Origin of the sequence: Mucilaginibacter arboris (assembly GCF_009754915.1) — a bacterium.
Taxonomy (GTDB): Bacteria; Bacteroidota; Bacteroidia; order Sphingobacteriales; family Sphingobacteriaceae; genus Mucilaginibacter_A; species Mucilaginibacter_A arboris.
On the sequence record NZ_WPIK01000005.1, the window covers coordinates 1 to 20,968 of the forward strand.

General features: G+C 35.9%; 23 protein-coding genes. 4 read left to right on the top strand and 19 right to left on the bottom strand.

Going from position 1 to position 20,968, the window contains the following annotated elements; genetic code table 11:
* Positions 1-132: 132 nt before the first annotated feature.
* Positions 133-603 (top strand): hypothetical protein, encoded by a 471-nt coding sequence (locus GO621_RS06235; protein ID WP_157565231.1) that lies wholly within the window; start codon positions 133-135, stop codon positions 601-603.
* Between the two features lie 28 nt (positions 604-631).
* Here the strand turns inward: GO621_RS06235 and GO621_RS06240 are convergent, their stop codons facing one another.
* The 3 genes from GO621_RS06240 to GO621_RS06250 are packed head-to-tail and all read right to left on the bottom strand — an operon-like array spanning position 632 to position 4,899.
* Positions 632-1,321 carry a response regulator transcription factor gene (locus tag GO621_RS06240; RefSeq protein WP_157565233.1) on the bottom strand — a complete coding sequence of 230 codons (690 nt, stop codon included), beginning with the start codon at positions 1,319-1,321 and terminating at the stop codon, positions 632-634.
* Between the two features lie 2 nt (positions 1,322-1,323).
* The gene (locus tag GO621_RS06245) at positions 1,324-2,982 is read right to left on the bottom strand and encodes a sensor histidine kinase (RefSeq protein ID WP_157565235.1); all 1,659 of its coding nucleotides are present in this window, start codon (positions 2,980-2,982) and stop codon (positions 1,324-1,326) included.
* 27 nt (positions 2,983-3,009) lie between these two features.
* A complete protein-coding gene (locus GO621_RS06250; protein ID WP_157565237.1) occupies positions 3,010-4,899 on the bottom strand; it encodes a S9 family peptidase in 1,890 nt (629 codons plus the stop codon).
* A gap of 158 nt (positions 4,900-5,057) precedes the next feature.
* Between GO621_RS06250 and GO621_RS06255 the strand changes: the two genes are divergently transcribed.
* Genes GO621_RS06255 through rfbC form a run of 3 tightly spaced genes read left to right on the top strand, consistent with a single transcriptional unit; the run spans position 5,058 to position 7,735 of the window.
* A complete protein-coding gene (locus GO621_RS06255; protein WP_157565239.1) occupies positions 5,058-6,860 on the top strand; it encodes a tetratricopeptide repeat protein in 1,803 nt (600 codons plus the stop codon).
* Positions 6,861-6,881: 21 nt separating this feature from the next.
* Positions 6,882-7,190 (top strand): DUF4286 family protein, encoded by a 309-nt coding sequence (locus GO621_RS06260; RefSeq protein ID WP_157565241.1) that lies wholly within the window; start codon positions 6,882-6,884, stop codon positions 7,188-7,190.
* Positions 7,187-7,735 carry a dTDP-4-dehydrorhamnose 3,5-epimerase gene (rfbC, locus tag GO621_RS06265; RefSeq protein WP_157565243.1) on the top strand — a complete coding sequence of 183 codons (549 nt, stop codon included), beginning with the start codon at positions 7,187-7,189 and terminating at the stop codon, positions 7,733-7,735. Before GO621_RS06260 ends, rfbC begins: the two co-directional genes overlap by 4 nt.
* 3 nt (positions 7,736-7,738) lie before the next feature.
* On the opposite strand, the gene GO621_RS06270 is transcribed toward rfbC, so the two are convergent.
* From GO621_RS06270 to GO621_RS06345, 16 genes are all read right to left on the bottom strand, one after another.
* On the bottom strand, positions 7,739-8,497 hold the full coding sequence (locus GO621_RS06270; protein ID WP_157565245.1) for a metallophosphoesterase family protein: 759 nt from the start codon (positions 8,495-8,497) through the stop codon (positions 7,739-7,741).
* Positions 8,498-8,539: 42 nt separating this feature from the next.
* A complete protein-coding gene (locus GO621_RS06275) occupies positions 8,540-9,355 on the bottom strand; it encodes an OmpA family protein (protein WP_157565247.1) in 816 nt (271 codons plus the stop codon).
* Positions 9,356-9,363: 8 nt separating this feature from the next.
* Positions 9,364-10,023, bottom strand: a complete 660-nt coding sequence (locus GO621_RS06280; protein WP_157565249.1) for a DUF2461 domain-containing protein — start codon at positions 10,021-10,023, stop codon at positions 9,364-9,366.
* 71 nt (positions 10,024-10,094) lie between these two features.
* On the bottom strand, positions 10,095-10,370 hold the full coding sequence (locus GO621_RS06285; RefSeq protein ID WP_157565251.1) for a hypothetical protein: 276 nt from the start codon (positions 10,368-10,370) through the stop codon (positions 10,095-10,097).
* A gap of 93 nt (positions 10,371-10,463) precedes the next feature.
* Positions 10,464-11,057 (bottom strand): DUF420 domain-containing protein, encoded by a 594-nt coding sequence (locus GO621_RS06290; protein ID WP_157565253.1) that lies wholly within the window; start codon positions 11,055-11,057, stop codon positions 10,464-10,466.
* Positions 11,057-11,764 (bottom strand): SCO family protein, encoded by a 708-nt coding sequence (locus tag GO621_RS06295; protein WP_157565255.1) that lies wholly within the window; start codon positions 11,762-11,764, stop codon positions 11,057-11,059. Before GO621_RS06295 ends, GO621_RS06290 begins: the two co-directional genes overlap by 1 nt.
* Positions 11,764-12,105 (bottom strand): cytochrome C oxidase subunit IV family protein, encoded by a 342-nt coding sequence (locus tag GO621_RS06300; protein WP_157565257.1) that lies wholly within the window; start codon positions 12,103-12,105, stop codon positions 11,764-11,766. The genes GO621_RS06295 and GO621_RS06300 overlap by 1 nt, the downstream gene beginning before the upstream one ends.
* 20 nt (positions 12,106-12,125) lie before the next feature.
* Positions 12,126-12,812 (bottom strand): cytochrome c oxidase subunit 3, encoded by a 687-nt coding sequence (locus tag GO621_RS06305; RefSeq protein ID WP_157565259.1) that lies wholly within the window; start codon positions 12,810-12,812, stop codon positions 12,126-12,128.
* A gap of 20 nt (positions 12,813-12,832) precedes the next feature.
* Positions 12,833-13,411, bottom strand: coding sequence for a cytochrome c oxidase subunit 3 (locus tag GO621_RS06310; RefSeq protein ID WP_157565261.1), 579 nt, complete (start codon positions 13,409-13,411; stop codon positions 12,833-12,835).
* A gap of 4 nt (positions 13,412-13,415) precedes the next feature.
* Positions 13,416-14,273 carry a heme o synthase gene (gene cyoE / locus GO621_RS06315; RefSeq protein WP_157565263.1) on the bottom strand — a complete coding sequence of 286 codons (858 nt, stop codon included), beginning with the start codon at positions 14,271-14,273 and terminating at the stop codon, positions 13,416-13,418.
* Positions 14,260-15,339: a COX15/CtaA family protein gene (locus GO621_RS06320; protein ID WP_157565264.1), complete on the bottom strand. Its 1,080-nt coding sequence runs from the start codon at positions 15,337-15,339 to the stop codon at positions 14,260-14,262. The genes cyoE and GO621_RS06320 overlap by 14 nt, the downstream gene beginning before the upstream one ends.
* 84 nt (positions 15,340-15,423) lie before the next feature.
* The gene (locus GO621_RS06325; protein WP_157565266.1) at positions 15,424-17,310 is read right to left on the bottom strand and encodes a cytochrome c oxidase subunit I; all 1,887 of its coding nucleotides are present in this window, start codon (positions 17,308-17,310) and stop codon (positions 15,424-15,426) included.
* Positions 17,311-17,322: 12 nt separating this feature from the next.
* Entirely contained in the window at positions 17,323-18,546 is a 1,224-nt protein-coding gene (locus GO621_RS06330; protein WP_157565268.1) for a cytochrome c oxidase subunit II, read from the bottom strand.
* A gap of 45 nt (positions 18,547-18,591) precedes the next feature.
* Positions 18,592-19,845, bottom strand: coding sequence for a quinol:cytochrome C oxidoreductase (locus GO621_RS06335; protein WP_157565269.1), 1,254 nt, complete (start codon positions 19,843-19,845; stop codon positions 18,592-18,594).
* Positions 19,846-19,858: 13 nt separating this feature from the next.
* Complete coding sequence (locus GO621_RS06340; RefSeq protein ID WP_157565271.1) at positions 19,859-20,458, bottom strand: c-type cytochrome; 600 nt, start codon at positions 20,456-20,458, stop codon at positions 19,859-19,861.
* A complete protein-coding gene (locus GO621_RS06345; RefSeq protein ID WP_157565273.1) occupies positions 20,430-20,966 on the bottom strand; it encodes a DUF3341 domain-containing protein in 537 nt (178 codons plus the stop codon). The genes GO621_RS06340 and GO621_RS06345 overlap by 29 nt, the downstream gene beginning before the upstream one ends.
* Positions 20,967-20,968: the final 2 nt, after the last annotated feature.

Below are 20,968 nucleotides of genomic sequence, written 5' to 3' on the forward strand. Positions count from 1 at the left end.
TTATAAAACATTTGGCTAAGAATCTTTTTAGCCTAAACAACATCAACTAAATAAGTATCTTACTAAGTCATAGTAGTACGAATTATTATGATATTATATATATATTGCCAAAACTTATCACAAATCTATATTATGAAAAAACCTCTCCTTTTAATTACACTAATACTTATAGTTTTTGTTCCTAATTCAAAATTGTTTGCACAATCAACTTATAAAACTGCAGTTGGGTTAGGTATCGATTTTGGTAATGGCGGAGCAACTGTTGGCCCAACCATTAAGCACTTTTTTAATGATAAAAATGCTTTGCAAGGCGAAATCCTTTTGGGTGACGGTTATTTCAGTTTAGGGGCTTTTTACCAATATCACCAGTCATTTAAAGAAGCACCTGAATTAAAATGGTATTTAGGTGTAGGCCCGCAGGTTTTTTTAGATGGGGATGCTAACGCTGCCTTTGCTTTAAGGCCAATGGCTGGTTTAGATTATAAAATAAAAACGCTTCCTTTAAGCGTCAATATTGATTTCAGGCCAATAGTCTTTATTAGTGATGGACTTGAGTTTGAAGCTGCACGCTTTGGTTTTGGCTTAAAGTACGTTTTTAAATAAATAGGTTATGTTAAAAATTACTTAAATTTTACTCCAACACAAACTTATAACCAATCCCTCTAACCGTTTGCAAAAACTGCGGCGAATCCGGGTTTTCCTCAATTTTTTTGCGCAAACGCACAATATGCATATCCAAAGTTCGGGTATTTACATCCGCGTTGTAGCCCCAAACTTCCATCATCAATTCTTCCCGGTGGATTACCTTGTTCCGATTTTTAAGGAAGTAAAGCAAAATCCGATTTTCCAGAATGGTTAATTCTACCTTTTTGCCATCTTTAATCAGCGTATGCGTGTTCGGCTGATGTTCCATATTGGCAAAACGATAGCTTTCACTTTTATCACTGCTTGCTGTGTATTTTAACTTGTTTTCAATTAAAGCAGCCAGTACATCCATGTTAAAAGGTTTGGTTACATAATCAGAAACGCCAACATTGTAAGCTTCTATTTTATCTACATCCTGCGCTTTGGCAGTCATCATAATTACCAGTTTATCGTAACCTTTGCTGCGTATTTCCTGACAAACATCCGCGCCTTGTTTGCCGGGCAGCATCCAATCCAGCAATACAATATCCGGTTGTTGTTCCAAAATCAGTTTTTCTGCTGTTAGGCCATCTGCTGCCTCTAAAACCGTATAACCTTCGGACCCTAAACGTTCTGCAACCAGAAAGCGCAGGTTCTCATCATCTTCTACTAGCGCAATTTTAATCTCTTTACTCATTATTAATGTTCATAAGGAAGTGCAACCACAAATTCGGAACCTTTGCCAATACTGCTTTTAACACTAATTTCTCCGTGCATAAAATTAACCAGTTCTTTGCAAAATGCAAGCCCTAAACCTACGCTTCCGTTTTGGTTATACTGATTTTGTATCCGGTAAAATTTTTTAAAGATATTGTTTAATTCAGCTTGGTCAATGCCGATGCCTTGATCTTTAAATTTAAAGATAACTTCTTTTTTATTCTTTTCAATTTTTATTGCTAATTCTTTCCGTTCGGGCGGCGAATATTTATAAGCATTTTCCATCAGGTTCTGGTAAATACTCCCTAACAAAACCGGGTCGGTAAAAAAAGCATGGATATCCGAATCTGTATAACTGATATTAAAGGATGGATATTTTATCCTTAAAGATTCGATCTGGCTTTTGGTAAACTGGTCCAGATCTATTTGCTGGCTCTTAATCTGAATTGATTTATTTTCTAACTGCGTAAAAGACAGCAACTTATTCATCAGCTCGTTTAGCTTATCCGCTTCTTCATTTAAAATCTTACCATAATGAATGCGCTGCCTTTCGCTCAGTTCGTTCTTGCTTTGCAAATTAGAACCGGCAATTTTAATTACGCTTACCGGCGTTTTAAATTCATGTGTAAAATTATTGATAAAATCATACTGTAACTTAAATAATTTTAAGTTAACGTTGAGGTTGCGGTAAATCAGCAGTGCAATAGTCAGCAGGAAAAAATAGATCAACATTACGCCAAAAGCAATAGGCAAAAAACTTTTGATGATTTCATGTGTAAGGAAACTTTTATTAGTCCGGAAATATAATTTATAATTAGAAAAGGCGCCGGGAAAAGCTATCTCTGTAGTAAACTTCTCCTGGTCGTTATCTATAGGATCATAAACTAAAGGACGGATAGTAATGGATTGATACAAACCAGGATTAGTGTTGCGGATTTTTAAAGCAAACGGATCCAGGTAAAACGTAAACATGTTTTGCTTATGGTTAAAAACTGGTTTATTGATCCGCAGTAATTCTTTATATAATTTGAGTTCCTGCCTTAAAGGAATATTTAAATAACTAATTTTATTGGGGCGGATGTTGTAAAAATTTTTGCGAAGGTCTATGTCCGGACTGCTGATTTTAGCTGTATCTACATCTTCAATATAATCAGACAATTGTAAAGACATTTGGTTAAAATCAGCATCGTTTAATTTTTTCTTTTTTAAGGCTTTTACCTGTGGCAAGCCATTGCTGTTTTTACCAGGTAAAAAACTATAAACTGAGTTTATATAAATACTGAGGTGGTTAGTACGAAAAGAAAAACGTTTGAGGTTGTTGCTGATATCCAGGTCGTAAAAAGTAACATTTTTAACAAACGGATATTTACTAAAAACAGACCCGGAATATTTGGCAGCAGATGTTACGTTGAGAAAACCATTGTAAGAGGTAATTTCGGCAATTTTATTTTGAAAGAAATCGTTGTACGGCCTTATCGTTTGCTCCAGTACATCTACCTTTCTGGAACCGAATTCGTTCTCAATATACCGGCGCGTTAATTTATATGATAAAAGAAGTATGGCAATTACAAAAGCGGAGATCAGGATTACAAAAGCAGTTACCAGTAAAAAGTTTTTCCGGTAAGCTCTTTTGTCTTTCATCAAGTCAGGATATTTTTAGAAGTGGCATTACTTCTTGTTTTTCAGGTTGTTTTCCAAAAAACTTTCGATTTCGGCATACATGGCCAACCTGTTGTTTTCATTCTTAAAATAAGTCCGTTCGTTTTCTTTCAGAACATATTTTACTGGAACATCACGGCTGCGCAAGTCGCGTACAAATTGGTTGAGTTCGCTAATATTTGCCCTTGGGTCTTTTGCTCCCTGAAAGATCAGTAAAGGTACTTTTATTTTATCTGTATGAAAAACCGGCGAAATTGCACGGAGCATATCCGCATCTTTATCCGGGTTGCCTACCATTTCATACGTCATGCTTAAATAAGGCTTTAAAAACGGCGGCACGTCTTTTATAAAGGTAAAAAAGTTAATTAACCCATATTGTACTACAGCACACTGGTATAAACCAGGATTAAAAGAAACCCCGTGCAAAGCAGAAAACCCGCCAAAACCACCGCCGTAAATGCCAATTTGTTTAGGGTTTGCTATTTTATTTTCAATCAGCCATTTTACGCCATCGGTAATATCCTGCTGCATTTTTCCGCCCACTTCTTTAAAACCTGCACTCATAAATGCTTTACCATAACCGGTAGAACCACGATAATTTACCTGAAAAACAGCATAACCCCGGTTAGCCAAAAATTGCACTTCGGCATTATAACCCCAGCTATTACGGCTCCAGGGGCCACCGTGCGGCATCATAATTACCGGCAGGTCTGTTTGCTTTGATGTTTGCGGTAAAGTAAGGTAACCATTAATCAGCAAACCATCTGATGCCTTATAGGTAACCGGTTTCATGGCGCACATTTCTTCAGGCTTAATATCCGGGTTAAAATCTGTTAATTTAGTAAGCCTTTTGGCATCTGCTTCATACAAATAAACAGAACCAGGACTACGGTCAGTGTAAGTGCTAATCAACAGTTTATTTTCGGATGTATCACGGTCGATAATCTTAATTTCGTTATCCGGTAAAAGTTTCGACAGGTTTTCATAAATCAGTTTTATATCCTGGTTCATAAAATGTCTTTCAGGTTTTGCTCCTTCCCAGTTAACTATATCTAAGCGGTGTTTGTTCCTCGAATAATTTACTTCGCCAATGTCTGCCGTTTTCCGGTCGTAAATCATCTTTACTTCTTTACCTGTTTCTGCATCAATTTCTACCAGAGCAGTTTTATCACGGTTTAAGTTTGACAGGGCATAAAAATGATTCCCCTGATTTTTTATAAAAGCAATAGGCGTTACAGAATTTCTGAAATTATTGCTGATAATGGGTTTAAAAGGATGGTTATCATCCTGCCGGAACAATATCGTTTCGTTTACACCGTCTGATGCTTTTGCCAGGCGGATGTTTCCATTAGAAGCAGGATACCATTCAGTTATATTTCCCGGATTTTTAATATAAAGTTTTAGTTCTCCGGTTTGTGTATTTAGTTTATAAACATCAAAAGTAGCAGAATCTCGTTTGTTCATCGCAATATTGATCCAGTCTTTGTTGTTATTGCTGCGGCTGATTAACCTCAGCCTTACTTTTGCTAAAGACAATAATTTCTTCAGCTTCCTGTCCTGCATATTCATTGCAAAAAGCTGATACTGGTTTAAGTCGATCAGATCTTTATTAAAAACAAGTTCATTGTTTAGTGTCCAGAAATAATCTTTAACAGGATAATCAGCAAAAGAGGTAACCTGGCTTTCTTTACCATCAGCAACAGATTGTACGTAGATGTTAAGCTTGTCCTTATATAATTTAAGGTAAGAAATGTATTTTCCGTTCGGAGAAATATGAAAAGCACTTTTCTCGGGTGTTTTAAAAAAACTAATGACCGGAATTTTTCTGACATGGTTAATACAGGCGTTAAAAACCACCGCAACCAAGCATAGTGTTAACAAGTAATAACGCCTTCTCATTAGGTTTAGGGAAACTATATCCGGATAATTTGATTGGGTTAAATTAGAAATTAAGAAAGAATTTAAGTCAACTGTCACTACAATTTTACCCCTTGCAATTCTTCTCTGTTATAAGTTTAGCTTCTTTTAAATCAGGAATTAGTTTATTTTTGATCAGGATGAAGCTGTTTTTATCACTACTATTTTCATGTTTCTTTTTAACTGCAACTGCTCAGTCTGATGATGTGCTGCTGGCCCGGCAATATATGGCATCCGGAGAAAAAGATAAAGCCAGCCAGCTTTACCAGAAGCTGTTTAAACAGGATAATGAAACGTATTTTAAACCTTATTGTTACAGTTTGATCAGCTTGAAAAAACTGGACGAAGCCGAAAACTTAACCAAAAAAATGGTTAAAAAGCATCCGGAAAATTGGGATTATACCATTACTTTAGGTAGCATTTATACTGAAAAAGGCGAGGTTCCTAAAGCGGAAACGGTTTATAAAGAAATATTAAAAAACCTTCCGGCAGATGAAGGCCAGATCAGCATGATTGCAAACCAGCTTTATCAGGCCGGAAATACAGATTATACCATAAAGGTTTTTTTACAAGGCAGGGCAATTTTACACAACGAACAGGCTTTTGCTATTCCTTTAATCAGCATGTACCGTTTTCAGCATAATAAAATGATGATGGCTGCCGAATATTTGAACATGCTCTCTTATAATCCCGATTATCTTTATCAGGCGCAAAATAATATCGCCAGCCAATTTGATGGCGCGGCAGATTACGAAGTTTTTAAGGGTTTACTGCTGGATAAAATACAGAAAAACCCGCAAGCCTTGGTATTTATTCAATTACTTACCTGGCAATATCTTCAGCAAAAAGAGTATGATTTGGCCTTAAACCAGGTTATTGCCCTTTCAAAAAGACAAAAAGATAATGGCGAACAGGTTTTCCAGTTGTGCCAGACTTTAAACGGTAACGAAGCGTACGACGCTGCCATTCGTGGTTACGAATTTATTATTGCTAAAGGAAAAGAGCAGGAATATTATATTCCGGCACGAATTGAACTGTTAAACACTAAAAATTTAAAAGTTACTTCCGGTAAATTCCAGCAGCAGGATTTGATCAGCCTGGAAAAAGATTACCAGGATTTGTTGTCGGAATTTGGCCGTAACAGCAGTACTGCTTTTGCCATGCAAAAATTAGCAAGGTTACAGGCATTTAAGTTGCATAAAACAACTGAAGCCGAAAAACTGCTGGAACAAGCTGTTCAGATACAAGGTTTACGTCCAAATTTATTAGCTGATTGTAAAATGGATTTGGGCGATGTTTATTTGCTAAACAACCAACCCTGGGAAGCAACTTTATTGTACAGCCAGGTTGAAAAAGCTTTTCCTAATACCAATGTTGCCCAGGAAGCGAAATTCAGGAACGCGCGCCTGGCTTATTTTACAGGCGATTTTAACTGGGCAAAAGCGCAATTAGATGTTTTAAAAGCGGCAACATCACAATTAATTGCCAACGATGCGCTTAACCTTTCGCTTTTAATTACCGATAATACTACTTTTGATACCACTGGCAATGCGCTTAAGATGTATGCCCGCGCTGATTTTCTCATCTACAAAGAACAAGCTGACCGCGCTTTAATTACTTTGGACAGCATTGACCGTGTTTATCCCGGAAATACTTTGGCCGATGATATTTTAATGGCTAAGGCACGAATTTTTATCCAGCAAAAACAGTACCCAGCTGCCATTATCCCTTTACAAAAAATTGTGGACGAACATCCAACCGAACTTTGGGCTGATGACGCTGTTTTTATGATGGCAGATTTGTACGAAAACCGGCTGAACAACAAACCAAAAGCACAAATTTTGTATCAAAAGATTATTACGGATTATCCTTCCAGCTTATGGATTAACGATGCACGTAAAAAATTCAGGGTACTAAGAGGAGATGCAACGCCCAGTTCCTGATAAAAATCCTAATTTTACAGCATGTTCATTTACAATATTACCATTTTGATTGAGGAATCAATTGAGCAGGAATGGTTAAGCTGGGTAAAGATAAACTTTATCCAAACGGTAATGGAAACCGGATTTTTTCAATCATACCAAATGTTGCAGGTAACCGATTCTCCAAATGAAGGCTTAACTTACTGCGTGCAATTTCGTACCAACGAAATATCATCGCTTCAATCTTACCAAAGCTTATACGCGCCGCAAATTGAAAGCGAACAGCAACTGGCTTTTGCAAACCAATTGGTTACTTTTAGTTCTACCATGAAAATTATCGACGAACAATGAATATCAGCACTACAAAAATTGAAGGGTTAATCATTATAGAACCTCGCATTTTCCCTGACGACCGTGGTTATTTTTACGAAAGTTACAGCGAGAAGAAATACCGTGAAGCTGGTATTGATGCTACTTTTGTTCAGGATAATCAATCATTCTCCCAAAAAGGGGCATTGCGCGGATTACACGGACAGGCAGATCCTTTTGCCCAAGGCAAATTAGTACGCGTATTACAAGGAAGGGTTTTAGATGTTGCAGTTGATATCCGTAAAAATTCGCCAACTTTTGGCCAATATGTTACTGTTGAATTAACCGGAGAAAACCACAAACAATTTTGGGTCCCGCCTGGCTTTTTACATGGTTTTGTTACTTTGGAAGATGATACCATTTTCACTTATAAAGTAACCAATTATTACGATAAAGCTTCGGAAATTGGTGTTTTATGGAACGATCCGACTTTAAATATTGATTGGCAGACAGATTTATCTAACGTTTTGCTATCTCCAAAAGATACCGTTTTACCAGCTTTTGCAGATTTTAAAAGTCCGTTTTAAGCTTTAGCTTTTTAAAGATTTGGGCATTCGGCCATACAATAAACCTTGCGCCCAATCTTCTCTTCCATTTTTTCTTGCTGTTTCCGAAGCTGCATTCCAATCATAACTGCAGTTAATTTGTTCTATGTTGATGCTGTTTTTACCTGCATAAATTAAAGCATATTTAGCATGTGGCGTCATAGATTCCATTGCAAAACGGACTTTTGCATTTCCTAAATAAGCAGGCAAACCAACACTTCCGGGGTTTAAAATAATTTTTCCGTTAGAAAGCCAGATCACACGGTTAACATGAGAATGTCCGCACAAAATAATTTGTTCTTTAATATTTGCTGTTTTGGCAACCAGTTCTTCATCTTTATAAACAAAAACGCCGTTTTCCGTTACTTCTTCCAGCAAATACGCGTTGTCGCTTTCGGGCGTTCCATGGCAGGCAAAAATTAAACGATCAATACTTTGTGTTGAAGGAAGGCTTTTTAACCAATCAATGCTTCTTTTATCAAGGTTTTTTTTGACTTGCTCCAGCGTTTCATCTTGAGTGGACTGATCCAGGTTTTCCAGAATGTCCCGGTCTTTATTTCCGCTGATGCAGATCATCTGTCGTCCAAAAATTAAATCAGCCGTTTTTTGCGGTTCTAAAGGACCAAAAACATGATCGCCGAGGTTCACAATTACATCTACTTTTCGTAATTGTATATCTTCTAAAACTGCTTTTAAAGCAAGTGAGTTTCCGTGAATATCCGAAATAACAGCATAAGTTTTCATGATACAGGTGCTTCTTTTATGCCGATAAAATTGATGTCCGTTTTACTTTGTCGAAATCAGATTGTACAATTCGTCTAATTTCGGACTTAATACAATTTCAATCCTGCGGTTTTTTGCTAAAGCTTCCGGCGTTGTTCCGGGATCAATTGGCTGGTACTGGCTTTTTCCGGTTGCTGTTAATCGCTGCGGATCAACCTTTTCTACTTCCGTTAAATAACGCGTAACAGAAGTTGCACGCAAAACGCTCAAGTCCCAGTTATCTTTAATCTGCCCTAAATTATTTACTTTTTTATTGTCTGTGTGGCCTTCAACCGCAATATTAATGTCTGGTTCTTTGTTCAGCACTTCTGCAAATTGTTTTAAAGCAGCTTTACCATTTTCGTTGATAACAATACTTCCCGAAGGAAAAAGCAGTTTATCAGCCAGCGAAACATAAACTTTCCCGTTCCTGATATCAACTGTTAAACCACTATTCTGAAAGCCTAAAAGCGCTTGTTGCAGCTTGTTGCGCAAAGCATTGGTAGCTTCATCGCGTTTGCGCAAGGTTTCTTCAACTTCCTGTAAACGTGCTTCGCGTTTCTGCAAATCTCCGGAAAGCTGGCTCACTCTGGAAGAACTTGCACTAAAATTATTGTTCAGCACATTGTATTTCTCTGTTAATTCTGCCATTTCACGGTGTATTCTTGCCGTATCTGTTTGCAACAGTGTTAATTGTTCTTCTAATGTTGAAATCCGTTGTGTTAACGAATCGCGCTGTGCCAATAAACCTTTATATTTTTTTGGTGATAAAACCACGCACGATTGCAATGCCAGCAATAACACGCAAAAATTAAAAATGTACAGAACACTTTTTTTCATGATAACAATTAATGAAGGGCCTGGATGAGGAAATGATTTAGCGGTTGAATTTTAGCAAGATATTTAACAACATTTTGTATGGCCATTTTATCCATTAGTTCTTCATTATTTAGGTGATGGATAGCAGCAAAACTTTTCAGCTTTAATAAATTGAGATAAGGATGATCGGCTTCGTAACCTTTCGGGTTATTTTTTAACTGTTCCTGTTGATCGAATGCAGAAAAATCATCGATAAAAGAAGCATCACTAATAATGGCATTTAAGGCGGCGCCATTGTAATCTATTTCCTGCCGGATAGCTTTTAAATGTTCGGGCGTTGGCATCCAATAACCGCCGCCGACAAAAGATTTATCTGGCTGGATATGCAAATAATACCCAAGTTCTGTATTTCCGCTTCCGGTTTTTATGTTGATGCCGAAATTACTTTTATAAGGCGTTTTATCTTTACTGAAACGAATATCGCGATAAATTCGCATCACACATTTTTTAGGATCGGTATCTGCATTTACCTGCGGATCTGTTTTTGCAAGTTGCCGGATGAGTTGTTTGGTAAAATCCAGTACGTTTTCACGTGCATCTTCATAAACTGCTTTATTTGCTGTAAACCAGTCGCGGTTATTATTTTCTGCTAAGCTTTTTAAAAAATCAAACGTTTCAGCTTTAATCATTTTAAATTTGGTCAATAAATAACTGCCATAAAAGAAGCATTTAAAAGTTTATCAAACTAAAAACGAATTGACTAATTTAAGTTTAGCTTTTCGTTCCGCATATTCAGGGCAATATTTTTACGCCTGAACCTTTTATACCAAATAAATCCTACCACAGCAACCGCCAGATAAGGTGCTGCCAATAAAACCATAATGCCTTTATTCAAACCATCGGCTTTGTTATTGCCGCTATTATGCGAAGTTTCTGCATTGGCTGCACACATGGCACATTGTGCTTTTACAGGTTCGGTGCTTAAAAAAAGCAGCGCAAGCACAAAAGCTACAAATATTTTTTTCAGGGTTTTCATCAGCATAATTCTTAATAAAAATGGAAGATCATTACTCTGCTTACCAATTTTTAGGTGATAAAAGAAGCATTATAATCCACAACAAAAATAACGCTAAAATTGGTAATAAGGCGAAATCATGATGTAAACAATAACACCGGTTACGGTAACATAAAACCAAATAGGCCAGGTCCAGCGTACAATTTTCCGGTGCTTATTGATCTGGTTTTGCAAACCAAAATTAAAGCTGAACAAAATTAATGGTAAAACAATTGCTGCAAGTATAATATGACTGATTAAAATAGCATAATATACAAATCTTAAATTTCCTGTTGCCATTTTTTCTGCGGAGGAAAGCAAATGATCGCCATTTAAATCGCCATAACGTGTTTCTGGTGCCAAATAGTGGAAAACAATATAAAAAACCAGAAAAAGGGAAGACAATGCAAAGGCTGTAATATTAATCCTTTTGTGCATTACAATATTTTTCTGTTTGATAAAAAAGAGTGATAAAAGAAGTAAAATACTACAAGTTCCGTTTAGATAAGCATTAATTAAAGGTAATTTATAAGTAAATGACGGTAAAACCGCAGGAACGGGCAGCACTTTCAAAATTAATATTACAACTACTGCAAATACAAATATGGAAATACCAATTATAAAACGAAAGATTTGCTTGTCCTGAATTTTGTTTGTTTTGTTTTCCATCAATATAAGTTACTTTTAATTTTACGAAGTTCTTCGGCAATCAACACTTTTATTTCATCATTCAATTTTGTCATTTCGTTTACAGAAGTACCGTTGTAATAACCCCTTATCCTTCTGTCCTGATCTACAAGAATCAGTTTTTCACTATAAACAAAATTTTCGGGATTGTTATTACCATTGACAGCAGTTACCAAAAAACCATTACGGCTTAAAGGATAAATAGTTGAAGTATCGCCGGTTAAAAACTTCCACTGGTTTTCATCTGCTTTTAAAGAAGTGGCATATTTTTTTAAAACTGATGCATTGTCTGTAGCCGGATCAACGGTTATAGAAACAAATTTTAGAATGTTGTTTTTTTTATAAGCTGTTGCCAGATCAGCTACATTTTTGTTAATTTCTTTACACAACGTTGGGCATTGGGTAAAAAAGAAATTGACGAGGAGTATTTTTCCTTCAAAGTTTTTTTGAGTAATCAACTTGTTTTCCTGATCGTATAATTTAAAATCAGGGATTTGGTGGTAAATAGTATCGTAAATTACTTGTCCCCTTACTTTATGAAAAGTTTTTGCAACTTGTTTAGGACCGTAAACAGGAAGTGGCTTATAGCGGTTTTTGCCTTTGGCCTGAAGTAAATAATACAAAAATCCTGGTACTATTAGTATAAGCACCAGGATTACAAATCTTTTTACTACTTTAAAGTTAGCCATTAAAGCCTTGTAAATAACCAATAATTACTTTCGTTGGTTAAAACAAGTATCAGCCCAATTATAAATATAGTTGGCACAAGAATGGAATAAGCCAAGCCAATTTTTTCAAACCTTAAGTGCATAAAGTAGGCAACAATATAAAATGCTTTAGCTAACGTAAGCATGATATATATGGGGTTTGCTATTCCTTGTTTTAAAACATGGTGCGGAACAAGGTACAATGCAATAATAAACTCAATAGCTGTTATGCCCAGCAGTACAAAAAATACCTGCCAAATTTTACCTTTTGAAAGTGATTCATGATCTTCTTCATGATGAACGTTTGAAGGTTCTGTGCTCATACTATTTTTATTTAAAAAATTTAAACCAGATAGAAAAACGTAAATACAAAAACCCATACCAAATCTACAAAGTGCCAGTACAAGCCTACTTTTTCTACCATTAAGTAACTTCCGCGTTTTTCGTAAGTACCTTTTATAACATTAATCAAAATGACAATATTAATAATAACACCGCTAAATACGTGGAAACCATGAAACCCGGTTATCGTAAAAAACAGATTGGTAAAATTAGTACCTGTATCTAAGCCTGTAGCACTCTTAAACGGGTTACTTCCCCACCATGCCCCTTCTTCGTGTAAGTGCGTCCATTCTAAAGCCTGGCAGCTTAAAAATATAATACCACCAATTACAGTTAAAATCATCCAATTAACTACTTCCTTTTTAGCGCCCCTATGGCCGGCTTCTACAGCCAATACCATAGTTACAGAACTCATGATCAGGATAAAGGTCATCAATCCTACAAAAACCAGTGGCGCACCATGTTCTTTTATAAAAGGGATAGATTGAAAAACTTCATCTGGCATTGGCCACGCTTTAGCACTAAAGCGTAAAGCACCGTAAGCAATCAATAATGCAGAAAAGGTAAAGGCATCAGACAGTAAAAAGAACCACATCATCATTTTTCCATATTCTATAGAAAATGGAGAGCGGCCACCTGCCCAGGGTGTAGTTTTAATTCGATCGATAGGTGCTACAGTTGTACTCATCTAAGTTAGGTATAGAATTATTATTGATTCAAAAGTAAAAAAACATAAAGATATATCCACAAAATATCTACAAAATGCCAAAAAATGGATGCCATTTCTAAACGAAAAATATTTTTAACAGGAGGAGCGTTTTTATAACTGCCAACTAAACTGTTAATCACTAAAATTAGGCCAGCTAAAATATGGACTAAATGAACGCCTGTAAATATATAGATAAATGATTGTGAAGCGTTAGGGTTAATTAAGTAAACACCCATTTTTACCAATACTGTCCATGCATAAAATTGTAGGCAAAAGAAGCCTATTCCCAATATTAGGGTTAGCCACAAATACTGCCGCTGTTTGCTAAACTGCAGTTGCTTTGCTGCGCGAAAAGCTAAATACATAGTTCCGCTGCTTAATAAAATTACAATTGTACTGTATATAAAAGCATGTGGAAGGATAATTTTGATTCCTTTATCTGCTGATCCTTGTGTGTAAACAATAAAACCACTGGTAAAAGCAGCAAAAAGCATAAATGAGGTGATGATAAACAACCACATATTAAACTTTTTAGGCTGAAGGTTTAACTTCTCTTTATCTATTACTGACTGACTCATTTTTCTACTTTCCAACAAAATCAAATAATAATGCCAACTGAACAATTGGCAGGTAAAAGAAAGAGCTATACATTAATTTTTTTGCTGAACTTATATCTTGTTTCAGCAATAGATTAAACGCAAAATATAAAAACGCAAAACTGCACAATAATGAAACGGCACCGACATATAAACCGCCAAAATTATAATATGTTGGCAATAAACTTACCGGAACTAAAATTAATGTAAATAAAAATGTTATTGCTGCACTTGTTGCATCGCGTTTTCCTGATGGTAATAAACGGAAACCTGCTAATTTATAATCATCATCCAATACCCAGGCAATTGCCCAAAAATGAGGAAACTGCCAAACAAATTGTATCCCAAATAAAACAAGGGCTATATAATCTATTTTTGGATGAGCTGCCACATATCCGATTAATGGCGGTAATGCTCCAGGAATTGCACCGATAAAAACAGCAACAGGAGATTTTCTTTTAGCAGGTGTATAAATAAAAGCATACAAAAAAATAGAAAACACAGAAAGATAGCCAGTTGTTAAGTTGAGGTGCCCTAAAATATAAGTGCCAGCGATACCCATAAAAAGGCTTAGCACCAAAGCTTGTCCGTTAGTCATTCTTCCGGAAGGCAATGGCCTGTCAGCAGTTCTAAGCATTAACTTATCCAGGTCTTTCTCTATAATTTCGTTAAACCCATTTGCTGCACCAGTAACTAAAAATCCGCCTATAATTAATAGTGCCCAGTTTTTCCAAACTATCTCGCCATTTACTTTACTACCGATTAGAAAAGATATAGAAGCAGAAAAAACAACCAGAAAAGTAAGGCGAAACTTGATCAGTTTAGAAAAATCACTCCATCTCATATTTCGCTCCTAACGTTTCTGCTGATTTAAACAAGTTCAGCAATAAATAAAATTGTGCACCAAATAATAAACTTGCCAATATAATGTGGGCAATTTGCGCTACAGGCGGTAAACTCCAATAAGTTAATATTGCACCGGCAAAGGCTTGTAACATAATAATAACAAAACTTGCGCTCATTAACTGTTGCTGAACAGAGCTTTTGATAAAGTTTTTTCGGATAACCAAATACAGCAGCACATTTACAATTATTACAATTAATGCCAAGTTTTTATGGTTATCTAAAACCTTACTTGCACCATTTATCCATTCCTGCCTAAAACTTCCATTTAATCTTCCAGAATATTCGTCTATTTTCTCTCTCACTTCTGTCCCAATGGTAATCTGTACAATGTCTAATATTAATGCTGCACCAGTTATAATAAGTACAAATGCTTTTGTTTTTATCTTTTTATTGAGATGCAATAATTTGGATTGGTGCCAGGTATAAATTGAAATTGCCAATATACCTAAAGCAATAAGCATGTGTGCAGTTACAATCCAGGGAACAAGGTTTGACGATACCACAATTGATCCGAGCCATGCCTGAAAAGCAACGAGAACAAGATTAATTACACTTAAAAAAACAATTACCTTACTATTTTTCCAGTAGTAAAAAGAGTATGCGGCTGTTAACAAGAGGAGTATTCCTGTAATAGCGCCTATTAGCCTGTTAATATATTCGGTCCAGGTTTTAGCAGCATTAAATTGTTCCTGCTGATGGTTTACAATAGAAGCATCTGATTTTATTTTGGAAGCCAGAGAAGTATAACCAAAAGCATTAAGCAGTTTCGCAAAATGTTGGTTCTTTTTTAATTGATTTGCAGCAAATTGGGTACGATAGTTTGCAGGTAATTGTGCTTCTTTTACGGGTGGAATATATTGTCCGAAACATTTCGGCCAATCAGGGCAGCCCATTCCGGAACCTGTACTTCTTACCACACCACCTGCTAAAATCAATACAAATAGTGCAACTATGGATAACAAATTAATAAACTGAAACCTTTTTTCGGCTTTTGAATACTTCAAGTTGATGTTAAAAAATTAAGGGTATTTAAGAGGATACAAGCTCCTGCATAAATACCCTCAATCAAATTAATAATAAATGTATGATTACTTTACTTCCTGAGAATTTTGCTTAATCCACTCTGATTGTAATTTTTCTACATCCGGGTCATCTTCAAAATCATGTGGTAAATTTGAAGTCATGGTTTGTGAGAAAGGAACGGTCTGAGGAATAAAATCCTGGTCGTGCCCTGGCTTACTGTAATCATAAGACCAGCGATAAACTGTTGGAATTTCTCCCGGCCAGTTTCCATGAATTCGTTCTACCGGTGTTGTCCATTCTAATGTATTGGCATTCCAAGGATTTTGTGTTGCTTTTTTACCGTGAAATATGGAATAAAAGAAGTTAAACAAAAATGCCACTTGTGCCAATGCAGACATAATTGCTGCCCAGGTAATAAATGTATTTACAGATAACCATTGCTTCATAGATTCAAACTCTGTAAAAGCATAATATCTACGTGGTACACCGTCTAAACCCATAAAGTGCATGGGGAAGAAAACAAGATAGGCTCCGATAAATGTCAACCAAAAGTGTAAATAACCTAACTTCTCGTCCATTAATCTGCCAAACATTTTAGGAAACCAATGATAAACACCTGCAAGCATACCAAAAATTGCAGCAGAGCCCATTACTAAGTGAAAGTGCGCAACTACAAAATAGGTATCATGTAAGTTTATATCCAACGCTGCATTACCTAAAAATATGCCGGTTAACCCTCCGGAAATAAAGAAGGAAACCAAACCAATAGCAAACATCATTGCGGGAGTAAACCGAATGTTTCCACGCCATAAAGTTGCTAACCAGTTGAACGTTTTTACTGCTGATGGTACTGCAATAATTAATGTAGTTATCATGAAAACACCACCGATAAACGGATTCATTCCCGTAACAAACATGTGATGACCCCATACAATGAATGACAAAACAGTAATACCAATTAAAGAATACACCATTGCATGGTAACCAAAAATAGGTTTACGCGAGTTAACAGCCATTACTTCGGATGCTATACCCATTGCAGGCATAATAACAATGTAAACTTCGGGGTGGCCCAGAAACCAGAATAAGTGTTCAAATAAAATTGGACTTCCTCCTTCATTTGGCAATACTGCACCATTTAAAACAATGTCAGAAAGATAGAAGCTTGTTCCCATACTTCTGTCAAATATTAACAACACTACGCCCGCTACTAATACAGGGAAAGAAAGTACACCTAATATTGCAGTTAAAAAAAATGCCCAAATTGTTAAAGGCATTTTCCACAAATCCATTCCCTTTGTACGCATATTTAATACCGTACTGATATAATTGATACCACCCATTAACTGAGAAGCCACAAACAGAACCATACTGGCTAACCACAAAGTCATGCCCATTTCCGAGCCTGGCATTGCTTTTGGTAAAGCAGATAAAGGAGGATAAATAGTCCATCCACCACCTGCAGGGCCTTTTTGTACAAAAAATGAACTCAACATGATTACACAAGCTGTAAAGAAAAACCAGTATGATAACATGTTCAAAAATGGGGAAGCCATATCACGTGCCCCTAATTGTAGTGGAATTAAAAGGTTACTAAATGTACCGCTTAATCCTGCAGTTAATACAAAGAATACCATAATGGTACCATGTATAGTAACCAAGGAAAGATAGAAATTAGGGTCTAAACGGCCTTCAGGAGCAAAACGGCCTAATAAAGTTTCTAAAAATGGAAAAGCTGTATTTGGATAAGCTAACTGAATACGAAAAAGTACAGATAAAATCATTGCAATTACACCCATGATAATACCAGTTATCAGGAATTGCTTTGCAATCATTTTATGGTCCTGACTAAAAATATATTTTGTCAGAAAAGTTTCGTGATGATGATGTTCGCCATGCTCCTCATGGCTGTGAACTGATGCCGGATTATTAACTGTTAATGCTGTTGCCATAATCTCTTGTCCTTATAATTTATTAAAAGCTAATTTATTTTTGATAACAGAATCAGCCGGTTGTACTACTGTCATTTTTAATTCCTTTTTCAACTGGTCATTCAAATAAGGTTTTTGTTTGGATAACCAGTCCTGGTATTCTGCTTCTTTTACCACCCTAAAAACCTTCTGCATATTGAAGTGGTTTCCACCACAAATTTTATTACAATAAAGCTTATACTCAAAAGTAGGATTATCCAACTTTGTACGCATTTCATCTGTTGTAATGGTTGGTATAAACTGAAAAAATGTTGGTAAACCAGGTACTGCGTTTATTTGTACGCGAAACCAGGGTAAATAAAAACTGTGTATAACATCTTGCGCAATAAGGTTGATACGAAGTGGTTTGTTTACCGGAACTACAATCTCATCGGCAGTTAAGTCATCATAGCTGTTTTTATCCTTATAATCTACGCCTACTTTATTGTTTGCAGAATAAAGCTTTGCATTTTTCAAGCCCAGTTTTCCGTCCTTTCCAGGATATCGCACTTCCCAGGCAAACTGGTGTGCTGTTATATCAACATTTAAAGCTGAACGCTGCTCGGATACGGGAACATCCATAATACTTTTCCATGTTAATGACCCAAAAACTACTAATATTGTCAATACAATAGCTGGTATTATCGTCCAAAGCTTTTCGATGGTATTATTATGTGGTAAAAAATGCGCCTTTCTTAATTGAGAGCCTCGATAGATATAAGCGAAAGTAAACAGCATAATTTGGGTACCAACGAAAACAATCGTTGTAATGATCAACGTAATGTTAAACATCTCATCAATTCTGACACCATGTTTTGAAGCCGCATCAGGAAGAATCATACTACCATGTACTGTATACTCCCAATAGGCACCATATAAACCCACTATTAAGAACAATCCGAAACACATTGCCATGATCTTATTCCAATCAATCCCTTTTTTACTTTGCATTTGTAAAGTAAGATCATAAATTTTAAGGATTCGGCCAAGGATTGCTATAACAATACATATTAGCAAAAATATAAGTACATTATAACCAATGCCCATCCACATTGCATCACTTGCCATAGATCCGTCTATTGCTATTGTAGGTGCATTTACACTTGTTGGTGCAGTACTAGTACTACCTTGTGCGAATAAATTGTTTGTTAAAAACAGCAGTAAAAAACTAATACTGCTAAATATTATTTTTAAATAAGTTGATCTTTCAAATTTCATTTTAAAGATTTTATAAATTTTCCTGAGCCTTCAGATTGATCTTTTTTAAATATGGTGATTTAAGCTCTCTTCCAGGAACGGATGTTTTTTAGGAATAAGTGACACTTTACTTAAAGCATTTAACATTAAAAAAGTAAATAAACCTACAAAGCCTAAAGCGATACCAACTTCTTCAACACCAAATCCTCTTCCTTCCGCCCCTACAGTTCCTGGCATAACCATCAGATAGTAATCTAACCAATGGCCACAAAGAACAACAATACAAACATATTTTAATACAGTTGGGGCTCTTTTTGCATCACGTGACATTAATAGTAATACCGGGCTACAAAAGTTTAATACAATGTTTAGCCAAAACCATGGTTTAAATTCAGGCTCCCATCTTTCATAATAATAAACTGTTTCTTCAGGTATATTAGCATAATAGGTAAGTAATAATTGAGCGAACCATAGATAGGTCCAAAAAATGGAGAATGCAAAAACTAATTTACCCATATCGTGCAAATGATTTTCAGTAACCCAATCCATATAACCATTTTGTCTAAGGATTATAACTACTAAAGCAATCAATGCCAGTCCGCTAACCCACATAGCAGCAAAATTATACCAACCAAACAGGGTTGAAAAATAATAATGTGCCTCTAAAGACATGATTGCATCAAAAGCAAAAACAGGATAAGTAAAACCAAATATCGCCAGAAAAACAGCAGAAATACCAAAGCTCTTATTGTAATTAGACATTCCGCCTAATTCATCCTCTTTTCTTGAATACTTTACAAGCATTAATCCAATTATAGAATATAGAATTAAAAATATAACAAGTCTCGCTAAAAAGAAAGGTATATTTAAATATCCTGCTTTTGCTGCAACTTCGGCATTATAAGTTCCACTCCCTTTAATAGTAACCCCTTTAGTGGCCCATTGTGCATATAAGTTAGGCTCAAATATCTTTTTACCTTCTTCTATAACTGAGTGATTTGTAAATAAGCCTATGGTAATAATTGCAATCAGAAACAAGCTTGCGTAGGGCAATACTTTAGCAAATGCTTGAGGAACTCGAAGAATTGAAGAAGACCAACCTGCTTGTGATACATATTGTATGGCACAAAATAAAACACCAGCCATGCAAACGCAAGCAAAATAATAGCTCATCAGTAATAAGTTTGCAAAGATCCGCTCCGTTTGACCTGTCAATAATCCAAATAAAATAGCTAACAAACCAATTGCAATGGCTATCAAGCTATAGGTTTTAGCTTTCCCCGAAAATTCAAATTGTTGGTCGTAATTAATAGCTTTCATCAATTTGTCGATATTATAATTTTTGTAATTGGTGAACATACAGCACTACTTTCCAGCGCTCATCAGGAGCTAACTGAGAAGCATAAGAACCCATAGCATTTAACCCATAAGTGATTGTATGATAAATTTTTCCATCTGTAAGGTCTTTCATAGCACCCCCTCTGGATGAATTACCTTTTGAATACGATGGAGGAGCAGGAAAACCATGTTGCACAACTAATCCATCACCCTGGCCTTGTATACCATGGCATGGCGAACAAAAGTGTTCAAATAAAATTTTACCATCAGCAAGACTTTGCTTAGTAGCTATGTATTTATTTACTACCTCTACACTTGCTCTCTCATATCCCTCTTTTGTATTTGGATAATCAAACCGAACGAAACCAATTGGTATAGTACCTGCAGGTGGAAGCTGCGCAGTTTTTCCATCTTTAAAATTAGTATTAGGCTGGTCAGGATCATAAGCAATATGTTCATACATGTTAGGTGCATATTCCCATCCGGTGCTGCGTTTATCTTTACCGCAAGCAGTAAGTAAAACAGATACGACAGTAACTACTGCAATTATACTGAGTATCTTAAATTTATTCATAGCTAATATATTTTCTGTCATTATGCTTAATTTCTACAGCACCCGCTGATTTTAGTACAGAATCAATCTGATTATGATCATAATTAGTCTTTGCGTTTATAGCAATTACAAAACGATCATCCGTAGCCCTTAAGTCCATTACTCTCGGTGTACGGCCCGGAAAAAGATGATTCGAATAAAAATAAGTGAAGACCATACCAAAAGAACTGAATAACACGGTCCATTCAAAACAAATAGGTACAAAATCAGGAACTGCAAAATGCGGTTTACCTCCAATATTCATAGGCCAATCATGAACAAGCATATAATATAGCATACAAAAAGCCACTGTACAACCAGTACAGCCAAAGATAAATGCAGCAATTGGTAAACGAGATTCTTTTATACCTAACTTATTTTCAATACCATGGATTGGCATTGGGGTAAAGACATCGTAAATAGAAATACCTTTTTCTTTAAGGTTGTCGATGCCCTTCATCATATCATCAGGATCATCAAAGATACCAAGTATATATTTCGTACTATTCATAA

Coding starts and splice junctions, on each gene's coding strand:
- GO621_RS06310 (WP_157565261.1), bottom strand. CDS start 13,411: ATGAGTCAGTCAGTAATAGATAAAGAGAAGTTAAACCTTCAGCCTAAA.
- GO621_RS06235 (WP_157565231.1), top strand. CDS start 133: ATGAAAAAACCTCTCCTTTTAATTACACTAATACTTATAGTTTTTGTT.
- GO621_RS06335 (WP_157565269.1), bottom strand. CDS start 19,845: ATGAAAGCTATTAATTACGACCAACAATTTGAATTTTCGGGGAAAGCT.
- GO621_RS06345 (WP_157565273.1), bottom strand. CDS start 20,966: ATGAATAGTACGAAATATATACTTGGTATCTTTGATGATCCTGATGAT.
- GO621_RS06280 (WP_157565249.1), bottom strand. CDS start 10,023: ATGATTAAAGCTGAAACGTTTGATTTTTTAAAAAGCTTAGCAGAAAAT.
- GO621_RS06250 (WP_157565237.1), bottom strand. CDS start 4,899: ATGAGAAGGCGTTATTACTTGTTAACACTATGCTTGGTTGCGGTGGTT.
- GO621_RS06295 (WP_157565255.1), bottom strand. CDS start 11,764: ATGGCTAACTTTAAAGTAGTAAAAAGATTTGTAATCCTGGTGCTTATA.
- GO621_RS06325 (WP_157565266.1), bottom strand. CDS start 17,310: ATGGCAACAGCATTAACAGTTAATAATCCGGCATCAGTTCACAGCCAT.
- GO621_RS06340 (WP_157565271.1), bottom strand. CDS start 20,458: ATGACAGAAAATATATTAGCTATGAATAAATTTAAGATACTCAGTATA.
- GO621_RS06245 (WP_157565235.1), bottom strand. CDS start 2,982: ATGAAAGACAAAAGAGCTTACCGGAAAAACTTTTTACTGGTAACTGCT.
- GO621_RS06260 (WP_157565241.1), top strand. CDS start 6,882: ATGTTCATTTACAATATTACCATTTTGATTGAGGAATCAATTGAGCAG.
- cyoE (WP_157565263.1), bottom strand. CDS start 14,273: ATGAGATGGAGTGATTTTTCTAAACTGATCAAGTTTCGCCTTACTTTT.
- rfbC (WP_157565243.1), top strand. CDS start 7,187: ATGAATATCAGCACTACAAAAATTGAAGGGTTAATCATTATAGAACCT.
- GO621_RS06285 (WP_157565251.1), bottom strand. CDS start 10,370: ATGAAAACCCTGAAAAAAATATTTGTAGCTTTTGTGCTTGCGCTGCTT.
- GO621_RS06290 (WP_157565253.1), bottom strand. CDS start 11,057: ATGGAAAACAAAACAAACAAAATTCAGGACAAGCAAATCTTTCGTTTT.
- GO621_RS06255 (WP_157565239.1), top strand. CDS start 5,058: ATGAAGCTGTTTTTATCACTACTATTTTCATGTTTCTTTTTAACTGCA.
- GO621_RS06330 (WP_157565268.1), bottom strand. CDS start 18,546: ATGAAATTTGAAAGATCAACTTATTTAAAAATAATATTTAGCAGTATT.
- GO621_RS06305 (WP_157565259.1), bottom strand. CDS start 12,812: ATGAGTACAACTGTAGCACCTATCGATCGAATTAAAACTACACCCTGG.
- GO621_RS06300 (WP_157565257.1), bottom strand. CDS start 12,105: ATGAGCACAGAACCTTCAAACGTTCATCATGAAGAAGATCATGAATCA.
- GO621_RS06275 (WP_157565247.1), bottom strand. CDS start 9,355: ATGAAAAAAAGTGTTCTGTACATTTTTAATTTTTGCGTGTTATTGCTG.
- GO621_RS06240 (WP_157565233.1), bottom strand. CDS start 1,321: ATGAGTAAAGAGATTAAAATTGCGCTAGTAGAAGATGATGAGAACCTG.
- GO621_RS06270 (WP_157565245.1), bottom strand. CDS start 8,497: ATGAAAACTTATGCTGTTATTTCGGATATTCACGGAAACTCACTTGCT.